The organism is Promicromonospora sp. NPDC059942 (genome assembly GCF_042731755.1).
Classification (GTDB): Bacteria; Actinomycetota; Actinomycetes; order Actinomycetales; family Cellulomonadaceae; genus Promicromonospora.
This window is the reverse complement of record NZ_JBHWLR010000010.1, coordinates 78,461-91,531: the sequence shown is the minus strand read 5'-3', so window position 1 is coordinate 91,531 and position 13,071 is coordinate 78,461. Positions and strand designations below refer to the sequence as shown.

23 protein-coding genes are annotated in these 13,071 nt (G+C 66.3%); all 23 read right to left on the bottom strand.

The features are described 5' to 3' along the window. Nucleotides 1-64 precede the first annotated feature (64 nt). Nucleotides 65-1,360, bottom strand: a complete 1,296-nt coding sequence (gene secY, locus ACFV9Q_RS17470) for a preprotein translocase subunit SecY (protein ID WP_377235425.1) — start codon at nt 1,358-1,360, stop codon at nt 65-67. A 213-nt stretch (nt 1,361-1,573) separates the two neighbouring features. Further along, a complete protein-coding gene (gene rplO, locus ACFV9Q_RS17465; RefSeq protein WP_285100994.1) occupies nt 1,574-2,026 on the bottom strand; it encodes a 50S ribosomal protein L15 in 453 nt (150 codons plus the stop codon). 2 nt (nt 2,027-2,028) lie between these two features. Beyond that, on the bottom strand, nt 2,029-2,211 hold the full coding sequence (gene rpmD, locus ACFV9Q_RS17460; RefSeq protein WP_020016131.1) for a 50S ribosomal protein L30: 183 nt from the start codon (nt 2,209-2,211) through the stop codon (nt 2,029-2,031). Then, nucleotides 2,211-2,864 carry a 30S ribosomal protein S5 gene (gene rpsE / locus ACFV9Q_RS17455; protein ID WP_377230652.1) on the bottom strand — a complete coding sequence of 218 codons (654 nt, stop codon included), beginning with the start codon at nt 2,862-2,864 and terminating at the stop codon, nt 2,211-2,213. The genes rpmD and rpsE overlap by 1 nt, the downstream gene beginning before the upstream one ends. Before the next feature lie 31 nt (nt 2,865-2,895). Further along, nucleotides 2,896-3,267, bottom strand: coding sequence for a 50S ribosomal protein L18 (gene rplR, locus ACFV9Q_RS17450; protein ID WP_182620570.1), 372 nt, complete (start codon nt 3,265-3,267; stop codon nt 2,896-2,898). A gap of 2 nt (nt 3,268-3,269) precedes the next feature. Then, a complete protein-coding gene (gene rplF / locus ACFV9Q_RS17445) occupies nt 3,270-3,806 on the bottom strand; it encodes a 50S ribosomal protein L6 (RefSeq protein ID WP_377230651.1) in 537 nt (178 codons plus the stop codon). Between the two features lie 21 nt (nt 3,807-3,827). Continuing rightward, complete coding sequence (rpsH, locus tag ACFV9Q_RS17440; RefSeq protein ID WP_377235424.1) at nt 3,828-4,226, bottom strand: 30S ribosomal protein S8; 399 nt, start codon at nt 4,224-4,226, stop codon at nt 3,828-3,830. Nucleotides 4,227-4,299: 73 nt separating this feature from the next. Then, on the bottom strand, nt 4,300-4,485 hold the full coding sequence (locus ACFV9Q_RS17435; protein ID WP_021480434.1) for a type Z 30S ribosomal protein S14: 186 nt from the start codon (nt 4,483-4,485) through the stop codon (nt 4,300-4,302). A gap of 1 nt (nt 4,486) precedes the next feature. Next, nucleotides 4,487-5,059: a 50S ribosomal protein L5 gene (rplE, locus tag ACFV9Q_RS17430; RefSeq protein ID WP_377230649.1), complete on the bottom strand. Its 573-nt coding sequence runs from the start codon at nt 5,057-5,059 to the stop codon at nt 4,487-4,489. Further along, nucleotides 5,059-5,400 carry a 50S ribosomal protein L24 gene (gene rplX, locus ACFV9Q_RS17425; RefSeq protein WP_020016124.1) on the bottom strand — a complete coding sequence of 114 codons (342 nt, stop codon included), beginning with the start codon at nt 5,398-5,400 and terminating at the stop codon, nt 5,059-5,061. The genes rplE and rplX overlap by 1 nt, the downstream gene beginning before the upstream one ends. A 2-nt stretch (nt 5,401-5,402) precedes the next feature. Then, nucleotides 5,403-5,771: a 50S ribosomal protein L14 gene (gene rplN / locus ACFV9Q_RS17420; RefSeq protein WP_020016123.1), complete on the bottom strand. Its 369-nt coding sequence runs from the start codon at nt 5,769-5,771 to the stop codon at nt 5,403-5,405. 133 nt (nt 5,772-5,904) lie between these two features. Next, nucleotides 5,905-6,195, bottom strand: a complete 291-nt coding sequence (gene rpsQ / locus ACFV9Q_RS17415) for a 30S ribosomal protein S17 (protein WP_020016122.1) — start codon at nt 6,193-6,195, stop codon at nt 5,905-5,907. Between the two features lie 4 nt (nt 6,196-6,199). After that, entirely contained in the window at nt 6,200-6,439 is a 240-nt protein-coding gene (gene rpmC / locus ACFV9Q_RS17410; protein ID WP_377230648.1) for a 50S ribosomal protein L29, read from the bottom strand. Further along, a complete protein-coding gene (gene rplP, locus ACFV9Q_RS17405; RefSeq protein ID WP_020016120.1) occupies nt 6,439-6,855 on the bottom strand; it encodes a 50S ribosomal protein L16 in 417 nt (138 codons plus the stop codon). The genes rpmC and rplP overlap by 1 nt, the downstream gene beginning before the upstream one ends. 2 nt (nt 6,856-6,857) lie before the next feature. Next, nucleotides 6,858-7,697, bottom strand: a complete 840-nt coding sequence (rpsC, locus tag ACFV9Q_RS17400; protein ID WP_182620565.1) for a 30S ribosomal protein S3 — start codon at nt 7,695-7,697, stop codon at nt 6,858-6,860. Then, nucleotides 7,697-8,056, bottom strand: a complete 360-nt coding sequence (gene rplV / locus ACFV9Q_RS17395) for a 50S ribosomal protein L22 (RefSeq protein ID WP_377220028.1) — start codon at nt 8,054-8,056, stop codon at nt 7,697-7,699. Before rplV ends, rpsC begins: the two co-directional genes overlap by 1 nt. Before the next feature lie 68 nt (nt 8,057-8,124). Next, entirely contained in the window at nt 8,125-8,406 is a 282-nt protein-coding gene (rpsS, locus tag ACFV9Q_RS17390) for a 30S ribosomal protein S19 (RefSeq protein ID WP_020016117.1), read from the bottom strand. 14 nt (nt 8,407-8,420) lie between these two features. Beyond that, nucleotides 8,421-9,257, bottom strand: coding sequence for a 50S ribosomal protein L2 (rplB, locus tag ACFV9Q_RS17385; protein ID WP_182620564.1), 837 nt, complete (start codon nt 9,255-9,257; stop codon nt 8,421-8,423). Between the two features lie 31 nt (nt 9,258-9,288). Then, nucleotides 9,289-9,591: a 50S ribosomal protein L23 gene (gene rplW, locus ACFV9Q_RS17380; RefSeq protein WP_182620563.1), complete on the bottom strand. Its 303-nt coding sequence runs from the start codon at nt 9,589-9,591 to the stop codon at nt 9,289-9,291. Next, complete coding sequence (gene rplD, locus ACFV9Q_RS17375; protein ID WP_377235423.1) at nt 9,588-10,280, bottom strand: 50S ribosomal protein L4; 693 nt, start codon at nt 10,278-10,280, stop codon at nt 9,588-9,590. Before rplD ends, rplW begins: the two co-directional genes overlap by 4 nt. Before the next feature lie 5 nt (nt 10,281-10,285). Beyond that, a complete protein-coding gene (gene rplC, locus ACFV9Q_RS17370) occupies nt 10,286-10,939 on the bottom strand; it encodes a 50S ribosomal protein L3 (protein WP_377230646.1) in 654 nt (217 codons plus the stop codon). Between the two features lie 14 nt (nt 10,940-10,953). After that, nucleotides 10,954-11,262: a 30S ribosomal protein S10 gene (gene rpsJ, locus ACFV9Q_RS17365; RefSeq protein ID WP_019146773.1), complete on the bottom strand. Its 309-nt coding sequence runs from the start codon at nt 11,260-11,262 to the stop codon at nt 10,954-10,956. A 525-nt stretch (nt 11,263-11,787) separates the two neighbouring features. Continuing rightward, nucleotides 11,788-12,984, bottom strand: a complete 1,197-nt coding sequence (gene tuf / locus ACFV9Q_RS17360) for an elongation factor Tu (protein WP_285100985.1) — start codon at nt 12,982-12,984, stop codon at nt 11,788-11,790. Nucleotides 12,985-13,071: the final 87 nt, after the last annotated feature.

Here is a 13,071-nt window from a genome sequence, read left to right as displayed (position 1 = left end):
ACCTGACCCTCCTGGTCCGGACGAGCGTGCAGCTCGCGGCGAGAGGTGGTGGTGGGGGTCTGGCTCAACGGAGGAATCCTTCGTAGTGGCGCTGCTGCAGCTGGGAGTCGATCTGCTTGACCGTCTCCAGCCCGACGCCGACCACGATGAGGATCGAGCTACCACCGAAGGGCAGGTTGGTGCTGACGCCAAGGAAGACGAGCACCAGCGTCGGGATCAGCGCGATCAGCGCGAGGTACAGGGAACCGGCGGAGGTGATCCGGGTGATCACGAAGTCGAGGTACTCCGCCGTGGGGCGGCCGGCACGGATGCCGGGGATGAAGCCGCCGTACTTCTTCATGTTGTCCGCGACCTCGTCCGGGTTGAACGTGATCGACGTGTAGAAGAAGCAGAAGAAGATGATCATCAGCGTGTACACCGCGATGTAGAGCGGCGACGACTGCTGGACCAGGTTGTTGGAGATCCAGATGACCCACTCGGCCGTCTGGTCCCCGAACTGGGCGAGAAGGCCCGGGATGGCGAGGATCGACGCCGCGAAGATCACGGGGATCACGCCGGACATGTTGATCTTGATCGGGATGTACGTGCTGGTGCCGCCGTACATGCGGCGGCCGACCATGCGCTTCGCGTACTGCACCGGGATCCGGCGCTGCGACTGCTCGACGAACACCACGAGACCGATCACCAGGACGATGACCAGGATCATGATCGTGAAGTTCACGACGCCGTTGGCGCCACCGGCGATCGACCACAGGGAGGTCGGGAAGCTGGCCGCGATCGACGTGAAGATCAGCAGCGACATGCCGTTGCCGACGCCGCGCTCGGTGATCAGCTCGCCGAGCCACATGACCAGGCCCGTACCCGCGGTCATGGTGATGACCATGAAGATCGAGGTGAGGATGCTGTCGTCCACGATCACGTTGAGACCGCAGTTCTGGAACAGCACGCCCTGGCGCGCCGTCGTGATGACGGTCGTCGACTGCAGGATCGCGAGGGCGATCGTGAGGTAGCGCGTGTACTGGGTCAGCTTGGTCTGGCCCGACTGGCCTTCCTTGTGCAGGGCCTCGAAGCGTGGGATGACCACGCGAAGCAGCTGCACGATGATGCTCGCCGTGATGTACGGCATGATCCCGAGGGCGAAGATCGACAGCTGCAGCAGCGCGCCGCCGCTGAAGACGTTGATGAGGCCGAGCAGCGAGTCGTTGCCCGCCTGGGCGATACATTGCTGCACGTTTGCGTAGTCCACGCCGGGGGTCGGGATGAACGACCCGAGCCGGAAGATCGCCATGATCGCGATCGTGAACAGCAGCTTGCGCCGCAGGTCTGGCGTCCGGAAAGCCCGGCCGAAAGCGCTGAGCACCCTATCCTCCTGGCCCGCCGTTGCGGGATCTAGTGTCGCCGGCGGGACGCCGGCGAGGTGAGTCGAACGTGGGCCAGACCACAACGGTGCAGCCAGACCGTGTCGGATTCTACGTTGCTTACGGGGTCCGGTGGACCACGTTCGCTCCGGGAAATACTCAAGAGAGCACACAGGGCCGGCCGCGCTCACGCGCCGCCGGCCCTGTCAGCTGTCTCAGGCCTCCGAGACCGAACCGCCGGCCGCCAGGATCTTCTCCTTGGCGGACGTCGAGACGCGGTCGACCGCGATCTCGAGCTTGACGGTGATCTCACCGTTGCCGAGCACCTTCACGGGCTCGCCCTTGCGGACGGCGCCCTTCGCGACCAGGTCCTCGACGGTGACGGAGCCACCCTCGGGGAACAGCGCGGAAAGCTTGTCCAGGTTCACGACCTGGTACTCGACCCGGAACGGGTTCTTGAACCCACGCAGCTTCGGAAGGCGCATGTGCAGAGGCATCTGCCCACCCTCGAAGCCCGCGGGCACCTGGTAACGAGCCTTCGTACCCTTGGTACCACGGCCTGCCGTCTTACCCTTCGAGCCCTCACCGCGACCCACACGGGTCTTCGCGGTCTTGGCGCCGGGGGCCGGACGGAGGTGGTGGACCTTCAGCGGCTTGTTCTCCGCCATGATCACTCGACCTCCTCGACGGCGACGAGGTGCGCCACCGTCTTGACCATGCCACGGATCTCCGCGCGGTCCTCCTTCACGGCGGTGTCGCCGATCCGCTTGAGGCCGAGCGTCCGCAGCGTGTCACGCTGGTTCTGCTTGCCGCCGATGGCGGACTTGGTCTGAGTCACCTTGAGACGAGCCATCACGCACCCGCCTTCGCAGTCGACTCGGCACGACCGGCGGCCTGCGCGCGGAGCAGCGCGGCCGGGGCCACGTCCTCCAGCGGGAGCCCACGACGAGCGGCAACAGCAGCCGGCTCCTCGAGACCCTTCAGGGCCGCGACCGTGGCGTGCACGATGTTGATCGCGTTGGACGAACCGAGCGACTTGCTCAGCACGTCGTGGATGCCCGCGCACTCCAGCACGGCGCGCACCGGACCACCGGCGATCACACCGGTACCCGGCGACGCCGGACGCAGGAACACGACACCGGCTGCGGCCTCACCCTGGATGGGGTGAGGGATGGTGCCCTGGATGCGAGGGACGCGGAAGAAGTTCTTCTTCGCCTCCTCGACACCCTTGGCGATCGCGGCCGGAACTTCCTTGGCCTTGCCGTAGCCGACGCCGACGGTGCCGTCACCATCGCCCACCACGACGAGCGCGGTGAAGCTGAAGCGACGGCCGCCCTTGACGACCTTGGCGACGCGGTTGATGGAGACGACCTTCTCGACGAAGGCGCTCTTCTCCTCGCGCCCGCCGCGACGGTCGTCCCGACGCCCGCCACCACGGCGGTCGTTGCGGTCCTTGTTCTCGGTGGCGGCACCCTGGGGGGCGCCGCTGCGCTGCCCTGCAGCCATCAGAGAGTCCTCTTCTTCCGTGCGTTGGTCATCACAGGGCCAGACCGCCCTCGCGGGCGCCGTCAGCCACAGCAGCGACGCGACCGTGGTACTTGTTGCCGCCGCGGTCGAACACGACGGTGTCGACGCCGACAGCCTTGGCACGCTCGGCGACGAGCTCGCCGACCTTGCGGGCCTTGGCCGTCTTGTCGCCGTCGAACGCACGCAGGTCGGCCTCGAGGGTCGACGCCGAGGCGACGGTCTTGCCCAGGCCGTCGTCCACGATCTGCGCGACCATGTGGCGCGCGGAGCGGGTGACGACCAGACGGGGACGAACGGCGGTGCCGGTGATCTTCTTGCGCAGGCGCAGGTGGCGACGCTGGCGAGCGACGGACTTGCCCTTGCCCAGGATCTTGATAGCCATCGTCACTTACCAGCCTTTCCGACCTTGCGGCGGACGTTCTCGCCGGCGTAGCGCACGCCCTTGCCCTTGTAGGGCTCGGGCTTGCGGATCTTGCGAATGTTCGCTGCGACCTCGCCGACCTGCTGCTTGTCGATGCCCGAGACCGAGAACTTGGTGGGGCTCTCGACAGCGAACGTGACACCCGCGGGGGGCTCGATGACAACGGGGTGGCTGAAGCCGAGCGCGAACTCGAGGCTCGAGCCCTTCGCCACGACGCGGTAACCAGTACCGACGATCTCCAGCTTCTTCTCGTAGCCCTGGGTGACGCCGACGATCATGTTGGCGATCAGGGTACGAGTGAGGCCGTGCAGCGCACGGGAGTTGCGCTCGTCGTCCGGACGGGACACCACGAGCTGGGCGTCCTCCTGAGCGACATTGATGGGTGCGGGCACGTTGTGCTCGAGAGAACCCTTGGGGCCCTTCACGGTCACGAGCGCGCCGCTGACAGTGATGTCCACGCCGGCTGGGACCGGAACGGGAAGCTTGCCGATTCGAGACATTGGCGTTTTCTCCTTTCCGGATTACCAGACGTAGGCGAGGACTTCGCCGCCGACGCCCTTGGCCTGTGCCTGACGGTCGGTCAGCAGGCCGGAGGACGTGGACAGGATCGCCACGCCCAGGCCGCCGAGGACCTTGGGCAGTTCGGTGGACTTGCGGTAGACGCGCAGGCCGGGCTTCGAGATCCGGCGCACGCCGGCAAGGGCGCGCTCCCGGTTCTGCCCGTACTTCAGCTCGAGCGTGAGGGACTTGCCCACCTGGGCGTCCTCCACGGACCAGCTGGAGATGTAACCCTCGGCCTGCAGGATCTCAGCGATGTGCGTCTTCAGCTTCGACGACGGCATGGTGACCGTGTCGTGGTGCGCCGAGTTCGCGTTACGCAGACGGGTCAGCATGTCTGCGATCGGGTCGGTCATAGTCATCGGGCTCTTGCCCTTCCTCGCCGGGGTATCCGAACTGCCTGGTGTGGCTGGACGGACCTACGGCGTAGTTGTGTTACCAGCTGCTCTTGGTGACGCCGGGAAGCTCGCCGCGGTGGGCCATCTCCCGCACGCAGATGCGGCACAGGCCGAACTTGCGGTAGACGGAGTGCGGGCGACCGCACTTCTGGCACCGGGTGTAGGCGCGAACCGCGAACTTCGGCTTGGCGGCCGCCTTGTTGATCAGGGCCTTCTTCGCCATGTCAGTTCTCCTTGAAGGGGAAGCCGAGACGGCGCAGCAGAGAGCGGCCCTCGTCGTCGGTCGTCGCCGTCGTCACGACCGTGATGTCCATACCGCGGACCCGGTCGATCTTGTCCTGGTCGATCTCGTGGAACATCGACTGCTCCGTGAGACCGAAGGTGTAGTTGCCGTGGCCGTCGAACTGCTTGGGCGACAGGCCGCGGAAGTCGCGGATACGCGGCAGAGCGGTGGACAGCAGGCGGTCGAGGAACTCCCACATGCGGTCGCCGCGGAGCGTGACGTGCGCGCCGATCGGCATGCCCTCGCGCAGCTTGAACTGAGCGATGGACTTACGGGCCTTGGTGACCTGCGGCTTCTGACCGGTGATCGCCGAGAGGTCGCGGATGGCGCCCTCGATGAGCTTCGAGTCCTTGGCCGCGTCGCCGACACCCATGTTCACGACGATCTTCGTGAGACCGCCGGCCTGGTGCGGGTTCTTGTGGCCGAACTCCTCGATCAGCGCCGAGAGGATCTCCTCGCGGTACTTCTGCTTGAGGCGCGGCTGGGCCGGGGCCTCGATGGTCGTCTCGGTCATCAGATGTCCTTCCCGGAGCGCTTCGCGACGCGGATCCGGACGGTCTTGGTACGACCGTCACGCTCCACCTGCTCGAGGCGGTACCCGACGCGGGTGCCCTTCTTGGTCTCCGGGTCGACGATCATCACGTTGCTCACGTGGATCGGCGCCTCGACCGTCTCGATGCCACCGGTACGGGTGCCGCGCTGCGACTGCCCCACCTTGGTGTGCTTCGTGACGCGCTGAACACCCTCGACCACGAGACGGTCGGAGTCCTTGAGGACCTCGAGCACGCGGCCGGTCTTGCCCTTGTCGCGACCCGAGATCACGATGACCTGGTCGCCCTTCTTGATCTTCGCCATGGTCAGAGCACCTCCGGAGCCAGCGAGATGATCTTCATGAACCGCTTGTCACGCAGCTCACGACCCACCGGGCCGAAGATGCGGGTGCCGCGAGGCTCACCGTCGTTCTTCAGGATGACGGCGGCGTTCTCGTCGAACTTGATGTAGGAACCGTCGGGACGACGGCGCTCCTTGGCGGTCCGGACGACGACGGCCTTGATGACGTCGCCCTTCTTCACGTTGCCGCCCGGGATCGCGTCCTTGACGGTGGCGACGATGGTGTCGCCGATTCCGGCGTAGCGACGGCCGGAGCCACCGAGAACGCGGATGCAGAGAATCTCCTTGGCACCCGTGTTGTCGGCGACCCGAAGTCGCGACTCCTGCTGGATCATTTGAGTGAACTCCTGTCGTCGAACTGGTTCTCGCGCGGACTGCTTCCGGCGAGCCTGGCCGAACGGATAGTTGCTGTGCTGGGGGCGCCACGCGTACGTGTGTCACGCACCGCCCCCAGCGGGAAGAGAAGTCTTACTTGGCCTTCTCGAGGATCTCCACGAGCCGGAACCGCTTGGTAGCGGACAGCGGGCGGGTCTCCATGATCAGAACGAGGTCGCCGATGCCGGCGCTGTTCTGCTCGTCGTGCGCCTTGACCTTCGTGGTGCGACGGATGACCTTGGCGTAGAGCGGGTGCTTCACCCGGTCCTCGACCTCGATCACGATGGTCTTGTCCATCTTGTCGCTCACCACGTAGCCGCGGCGCACCTTACGCGTCGCGCGCTGGGCCTCGGGGGCCTCAGCAGCAGTCGTGTTGTCGCTCATTGCCTCACTCACTCACGCTCGGAGCCGTACGGATGCCGAGCTCGCGCTCGCGCAGGATCGTGTAGATCCGGGCGATGTCGCGACGCACGGCCTTGAGACGACCGTGGCTCTCGAGCTGGCCGGTCGCCGACTGGAAGCGGAGGTTGAACAGCTCCTCCTTGGCTTCCTTCAGCTTGCCGACGAGAGACTCGTCGTCCATGCCGTCCAGATCGATCGGGGCGAGCCCCTGGGTACCGATAGCCATCAGACACCACCCTCGCGCACCACGAAACGGCACTTCATCGGGAGCTTGTGCATCGCGCGGCGCATGGCCTCACGTGCAAGGGACTCGTCCACGCCGGCCAGCTCGAAAACGATGCGGCCCGGCTTGACGTTGGCGACCCACCACTCCGGCGAACCCTTACCGGAACCCATGCGGGTCTCGGCAGGCTTCTTCGTCAGCGGACGGTCGGGGTAGATGTTGATCCACACCTTGCCGCCACGCTTGATGTGGCGGGTCATTGCGATACGCGCCGCCTCGATCTGGCGGTTGGTGACGTACGCCGGCTCCAGAGCCTGGATGCCGAAGTCGCCGAACGCGATCTGGGTGCCACCCTTGGCCGCGCCGGAGCGCGACGGGTGGTGCTGCTTGCGGTGCTTGACCCTGCGCGGGATCAGCATGGTCAGGCCTCCGTTCCGGTCTCTGCGGCCGGAGCTGCAGGCGCCTCGGCCGCGGGGGCGGACTCTGCGCTGCGCTCGGCCGGACGCTCGTTGCGACGGCCACCGCCACGACGGTCTCCGCCGCGCTCGCCACGCTCAGGGCGGTCGCCCCGGCCACGACCCTGACGGGGCGCGGCTGCAGCCTGCTGAGCAGCGAATTCCTTCTCGGTGGTCTCGCCCTTGTAGATCCACACCTTCACGCCGATGCGGCCGAAGGTGGTGCGGGCCTCGTAGAAGCCGTAGTCGATGTACGCGCGGAGCGTGTGCAGGGGCACGCGGCCCTCGCGGTAGAACTCCGAACGGCTCATCTCGGCGCCACCGAGGCGGCCGGCGACCTGCACGCGGATGCCCTTCGCACCGGCACGCTGGGCGGACTGCATGCCCTTGCGCATCGCGCGACGGAACGAGACACGGCTGGCGAGCTGCTCGGCAATGCCCTGAGCAACGAGCTGCGCGTCGATCTCCGCGTTCTTGACCTCGAGGATGTTGAGCTGGACCTGCTTGCCCGTGAGCTTCTCGAGCTCACCGCGGATGCGGTCTGCCTCAGCACCCCGACGGCCGATGACGATGCCCGGGCGCGCCGTGTGGATGTCCACGCGGACGCGGTCGCGGGTGCGCTCGATCTCGACCTTGGAGATGCCGGCACGCTCGAGGCCGGTGCCCATGAGCTTGCGGATCTGCACGTCCTCGCGGACGTAGTCGCGGTACCGCTGACCAGGCTTGGTGCTGTCGGCGAACCAACGCGACCGGTGGTCGGTGGTGATACCGAGGCGGTACCCGTGCGGGTGAACCTTCTGTCCCACTATCGGGCCCCTTCCTTGTCGGCGAGCACCACGGTGATGTGGCTGGTGCGCTTGAGAATGCGCGTTGCACGTCCCTGAGCCCGCGGGCGGAACCGCTTGAGCGTCGGCCCCTCGTCGACGAGCGCGACGGAAACGAACAGGTCGTTCTCGTCGAAGCGCTCGCTGGCGCGGTCGGCCTTCACCCGAGCGTTGGCGATCGCGCTCTCCACAACCTTGCGGATCGGCTCGCTGGCGGCCTGCGGTGCGAACTTCAGCACCGCGACGGCCTCAGAGGCCTGCTTGCCACGGATGAGGTCCACGACGCGCCGGGCCTTCTGGGGCGTGACACGGACGAACCGCGCCTGCGCCTTGGCTTCCATTGCTGTCCTGCTTCCTTTTCTCAGACAGTCCAGGTCATCACTGCTGTGGGTAGGGAGATCCCTACGCCTCAGCGGCGACGACCCTTCCTGTCGTCCTTCACGTGGCCGCGGAAGGTCCGCGTGGGAGCGAACTCGCCGAGCTTGTGGCCGACCATCGCCTCGGTCACGAAGACCGGGACGTGCTTACGACCGTCGTGCACGGCAAAGGTGTGACCGAGAAAGTCGGGCGTGACGACCGACCGACGGGACCAGGTCTTGATGACATTCTTGGTCCCCTTCTCGTTCTGGACGTCCACCTTCTTCTGGAGGTGTCCGTCTACGAAGGGGCCCTTCTTCAGGCTACGAGGCATGTTTCAGGCTCCTATCAGCGCTTCTTGCCGGTACGACGACGACGGACGATCATCCGGTCGCTCGACTTGTTCGGACGGCGGGTACGACCCTCGGCCTGGCCCCAGGGGCTGACCGGGTGACGACCACCGGACGTCTTACCCTCACCACCACCGTGGGGGTGGTCGACCGGGTTCATGGCGACACCACGGACGGTCGGCCGCTTGCCCTTCCAGCGCATGCGGCCGGCCTTGCCCCAGTTGATGTTCGACTGCTCGGCGTTACCGACCTCGCCGACCGTCGCGCGGCAGCGCAGGTCGACGTTGCGGATCTCGCCGGACGGCATACGCAGCTGGGCGTAGGGGCCGTCCTTGGCGACGAGCTGCACCGACGCACCAGCCGAACGGGCGATCTTCGCGCCGCCGCCGGGCCGGAGCTCGATGGCGTGGATGACCGTACCGGTCGGGATGTTGCGCAGCGGCAGGTTGTTGCCGGGCTTGATGTCGGCGCCTGCACCGGCCTCGATGCGGTCGCCCTGCGACAGCTTGTTCGGCGCGATGATGTAGCGCTTCTCGCCGTCCGCGTAGTGCAGGAGCGCGATGCGGGCCGTGCGGTTGGGGTCGTACTCGATGTGAGCGACCTTCGCAGGCACGCCGTCCTTGTCGTGACGACGGAAGTCGATGACGCGGTAGGCGCGCTTGTGGCCGCCACCCTTGTGCCGCGTCGTGATGCGACCGGTGTTGTTACGGCCGCCGGACTTGCTCAGCGGGCGGACCAGTGACTTCTCCGGCTGCGAGCGCGTGACCTCGACGAAGTCGGCGACGCTGGAGCCTCGACGGCCGGGCGTCGTCGGCTTGTACTTACGGATTCCCATGGAAACCTGTCCTCAATCGTCTCTCGTCAGCTCAGCCGACCGGACCGCCGAAGATGTCGATCGTTCCCTCGCGGAGGGTGACGATCGCACGCTTCGTGTCCTTACGCTTGCCGAGGCCGAAACGCGTGCGACGCGTCTTGCCCTTGCGGTTGATCGTGTTCACCGAGGCGACCTTGACGCTGAAGACCTTCTCGATCGCGATCTTGATCTCGGTCTTGTTGGCGCTCGGGTCCACGATGAAGGTGTACTTGCCCTCGTCGAGAAGGTTGTAGCTCTTCTCGGAGACGACCGGCGCGAGCAGGATGTCGCGCGGGTCCTTCACGGTGACGGTCACTTTGCGGTCTCCTCAGCGGTCTCGGCCTCGGACTCCGTGGCGACAGCCTTCCCGCCCTTGACCGGGCCCTCGAGGAACGCGGCGAGCGCGCCCTCGGTGAAGATGACGTCGTCGGAGACGAGCACGTCGTAGGTGTTCAGCTGGTCGGCGACCAGAAGGTGCACCTCGGGCACGTTGCGAAGGGACTTGACCGTGGCCTCGTCGTCACGCTGCGTCACGATGAGCACGTGCTCACGCGTGGTCAGCTTCGTGATCGTGGAGAGCGCCGTCTTGGTCGACGGGACGCCGTCGATGCCGAAGCCGGCGACGACGTGCACGCGACCCGCGCGAGCGCGGTCGGAGAGCGCACCGCGCAGGGCGGCGGCCTTCATCTTCTTCGGGGTGCGCTGGTCGTACTTGCGCGGCTGCGGGCCGTGGACGGTGCCACCACCGGCGAACTGCGGGGCGCGCGTCGAACCCTGGCGGGCGCGACCGGTGCCCTTCTGCTTGTACGGCTTGCGGCCACCACCGCGGACCTCGCCACGAGTCTTCGTGGAGGCGGTGCCCTGGCGGGCGGCTGCGCGCTGCGCAACGACCACCTGGTGGATCAGCGGAATGTTCACGGCGACGTCGAACACCTCAGCGGGGAGCTCGGCAGTGCCGGACTTCTTGCCCTGGGCGTCCAGGACGTCGACAGTCAGAGCGGTCATCGGGTTCACGCTCCCTTCGCGGCGTTACGCACGAGGACGACGCCACCCTTGGGGCCGGGAACCGCGCCCTTGACGAGCAGCAGACCCTTCTCGACGTCGACCGCGTGAACGGTCAGGTTCTGGGTGGTCTGCCGGTCGTTACCCATCCGGCCGGCCATCCGCACGCCCTTGAAGACTCGCGACGGCGTCGAGGCGCCACCGATCGAGCCCGGCTTGCGGTGGTTGCGGTGCGCACCGTGCGAGGCGCCCACGCCGGAGAAGCCGTGACGCTTCATCACACCGGCGGTGCCCTTGCCCTTGGTGGTACCGATGACGTCGACCAGCGCGCCGGCCTCGAAGGCCTCCGCGGTGATCTCCTGGCCGAGCGTGAACTCGGCGGCGTTCTCGGTGCGAACCTCGGCCACGTGACGACGCGGCGTCACGCCGGCCTTCTCGAAGTGGCCCTTGAGGGGCTTGGTGACCTTGCGGGGGTCGACCTGGCCGGCCGCGAGCTGAACAGCCGCGTAGCCGTCGGTGTCCACCGTGCGGATCTGGGTCACCACGTTGGTGCCCACGGAGACCACGGTCACCGGCACGAGGCGGCCTGCCTCGTCCCAGAGCTGGGTCATACCAAGCTTCGTGCCGAGCAACGCGGTCACGTTCTTCTGCTGGTTGGTCATGATGTCCTCCAGCCTCAGAGCTTGATCTCGATGTTCACGTCCGCCGGCAGGTCGAGTCGCATGAGCGAGTCGACGGCCTTGGGCGTGGGATCGATGATGTCGATGAGCCGCTTGTGCGTACGCATCTCGAAGTGCTCGCGGCTGTCCTTGTACTTGTGAGGCGACCGGATCACAACGAAGACGTTCTTCTCCGTCGGCAGCGGCACCGGACCCACGACCGTCGCACCAGCGCGAGTGACCGTGTCGACGATCTTGCGCGCCGAACTGTCGATCACCTCGTGGTCGTAGGACTTGAGCCGGATGCGGATCTTCTGTCCCGCCATGGCGTCGTCTGACTCTCTCTCTCGAACCGCTACTGTCCGACCCACGCACTCGGGCGTGTCGCTTAATGCGGCACAGCCGGGCGCAGAACACCATTGCTGGTGCCGGGGCCGTTGGGAAGTGATCTGACCCAGCTCTGAAGCTGGACCGACCACGACGTTTGCTGAGCCTGCTCGGAACAGTGCCTCCGGAAAACCGGAGAACGTGTGCTCCGCGGGGCGCCCCATACGCATCGAACAACAGGCGATAAACCCCGCGACTCCTCGTCCGGATTACCCCGGGAGGATGACCGCTCCAGCCTCTGTCGGCCCCGATCGATCCGGGACCTGGACTGCGGTTCTGCACACTGTTCGACACTTGAAAGAGCGCGCCTGTGACAGGCAACTATGCAATCTTGCCATACGACTTGGCATGAGCCAAACGCAAGGCGGTGTGATGCCCACTACTCAAGCAACAGGGCCCGGGCGCCGAAGCGCCCGGGCCCCATCGTTCAGCTGACTTCCGTCAGATGAGACCGTGCTCCAGGATCACTTGAGGATCTTGGTGACGCGGCCCGATCCGACCGTGCGGCCACCCTCGCGGATGGCGAAGCCCAGGCCCTCCTCCATGGCGATCGGCTGGATCAGCTCGACCGACATCTCGGTGTTGTCGCCGGGCATGACCATCTCGGTGCCCTCGGGCAGCGTGATGACGCCGGTGACGTCCGTGGTACGGAAGTAGAACTGCGGGCGGTAGTTCGAGTAGAACGGGTTGTGACGGCCACCCTCGTCCTTGCCCAGGATGTAGACCTGCGCCTCGAAGTTCGTGTGCGGGGTGATGGAACCCGGCTTCACGACGACCTGGCCACGCTCGACGTCCTCGCGCTTGATGCCACGCAGGAGGAGACCGGTGTTGTCGCCGGCCTGCGCCTGGTCCATCTGCTTGTGGAACGTCTCGATGCCCGTGACGGTGGTCTTCTGCGGAACGCGGATACCCACGATCTCGACATCAGAGTTGATGTCCAGGGTTCCACGCTCGACCTTGCCGGTGACGACGGTGCCACGACCGGTGATCGTGAAGACGTCCTCGATCGGCATGAGGAACGGCTTGTCGAGGTCGCGCTCCGGCTCCGGAACGTTCTCGTCGACGGCGTCCATCAGCTCGACGATCTTCTCGACCCACTCCGGGTCGCCCTCGAGAGCCTTGAGGCCCGAGACGCGAACGACCGGCGCGTTGTCGCCGTCGAACTCCTGCGACGACAGCAGCTCGCGGACCTCCATCTCGACGAGCTCGAGGATCTCCTCGTCGTCGACCATGTCGGACTTGTTGAGCGCCACGAGCAGGTACGGCACGCCGACCTGGCGGGCGAGCAGCACGTGCTCACGCGTCTGGGCCATCGGGCCGTCGGTCGCGGCGACCACCAGGATCGCGCCGTCCATCTGGGCGGCACCGGTGATCATGTTCTTGATGTAGTCGGCGTGACCCGGGGCGTCGACGTGCGCGTAGTGGCGCTTCGGCGTCTCGTACTCGATGTGCGCGATGTTGATCGTGATACCGCGCTGCTTCTCCTCCGGCGCGGCGTCGATCTCGTCGAAGTTGCGCTGCGTGTTCGCCGGGAGCTCCGGGTACTTGTCCGCAAGCGTCTTCGAGATCGCGGCGGTCAGCGTCGTCTTACCGTGGTCGACGTGACCGATCGTGCCGATGTTGACGTGCGGCTTGGTCCGCTCGAACTTGGCCTTAGCCACTGGGGTCCTCCTGGGACTTGGGTAGATGTTCCGAACGTTGCAGATGCTCGGCCAAGAAGCCTACAACTGCGGGGCGTGCGGTTTTTC

Bases quoted from the DNA above. Each gene is read 5' to 3' on its own strand.
- rplO (WP_285100994.1), bottom strand. From the start codon at position 2,026: ATGGCGGAGAACAAGCCGCTGAAGGTCCACCACCTCCGTCCGGCCCCC.
- rpmD (WP_020016131.1), bottom strand. From the start codon at position 2,211: ATGGCTCGTCTCAAGGTGACTCAGACCAAGTCCGCCATCGGCGGCAAG.
- rpsE (WP_377230652.1), bottom strand. From the start codon at position 2,864: ATGGCTGCAGGGCAGCGCAGCGGCGCCCCCCAGGGTGCCGCCACCGAG.
- rplR (WP_182620570.1), bottom strand. From the start codon at position 3,267: ATGGCTATCAAGATCCTGGGCAAGGGCAAGTCCGTCGCTCGCCAGCGT.
- rplF (WP_377230651.1), bottom strand. From the start codon at position 3,806: ATGTCTCGAATCGGCAAGCTTCCCGTTCCGGTCCCAGCCGGCGTGGAC.
- rpsH (WP_377235424.1), bottom strand. From the start codon at position 4,226: ATGACTATGACCGACCCGATCGCAGACATGCTGACCCGTCTGCGTAAC.
- ACFV9Q_RS17435 (WP_021480434.1), bottom strand. From the start codon at position 4,485: ATGGCGAAGAAGGCCCTGATCAACAAGGCGGCCGCCAAGCCGAAGTTC.
- rplE (WP_377230649.1), bottom strand. From the start codon at position 5,059: ATGACCGAGACGACCATCGAGGCCCCGGCCCAGCCGCGCCTCAAGCAG.
- rplX (WP_020016124.1), bottom strand. From the start codon at position 5,400: ATGGCGAAGATCAAGAAGGGCGACCAGGTCATCGTGATCTCGGGTCGC.
- rplN (WP_020016123.1), bottom strand. From the start codon at position 5,771: ATGATCCAGCAGGAGTCGCGACTTCGGGTCGCCGACAACACGGGTGCC.
- rpsQ (WP_020016122.1), bottom strand. From the start codon at position 6,195: ATGAGCGACAACACGACTGCTGCTGAGGCCCCCGAGGCCCAGCGCGCG.
- rpmC (WP_377230648.1), bottom strand. From the start codon at position 6,439: ATGGCTATCGGTACCCAGGGGCTCGCCCCGATCGATCTGGACGGCATG.
- rplP (WP_020016120.1), bottom strand. From the start codon at position 6,855: ATGCTGATCCCGCGCAGGGTCAAGCACCGCAAGCAGCACCACCCGTCG.
- rplV (WP_377220028.1), bottom strand. From the start codon at position 8,056: ATGGAAGCCAAGGCGCAGGCGCGGTTCGTCCGTGTCACGCCCCAGAAG.
- rpsS (WP_020016117.1), bottom strand. From the start codon at position 8,406: ATGCCTCGTAGCCTGAAGAAGGGCCCCTTCGTAGACGGACACCTCCAG.
- rplB (WP_182620564.1), bottom strand. From the start codon at position 9,257: ATGGGAATCCGTAAGTACAAGCCGACGACGCCCGGCCGTCGAGGCTCC.
- rplD (WP_377235423.1), bottom strand. From the start codon at position 10,280: ATGACCGCTCTGACTGTCGACGTCCTGGACGCCCAGGGCAAGAAGTCC.
- rplC (WP_377230646.1), bottom strand. From the start codon at position 10,939: ATGACCAACCAGCAGAAGAACGTGACCGCGTTGCTCGGCACGAAGCTT.
- rpsJ (WP_019146773.1), bottom strand. From the start codon at position 11,262: ATGGCGGGACAGAAGATCCGCATCCGGCTCAAGTCCTACGACCACGAG.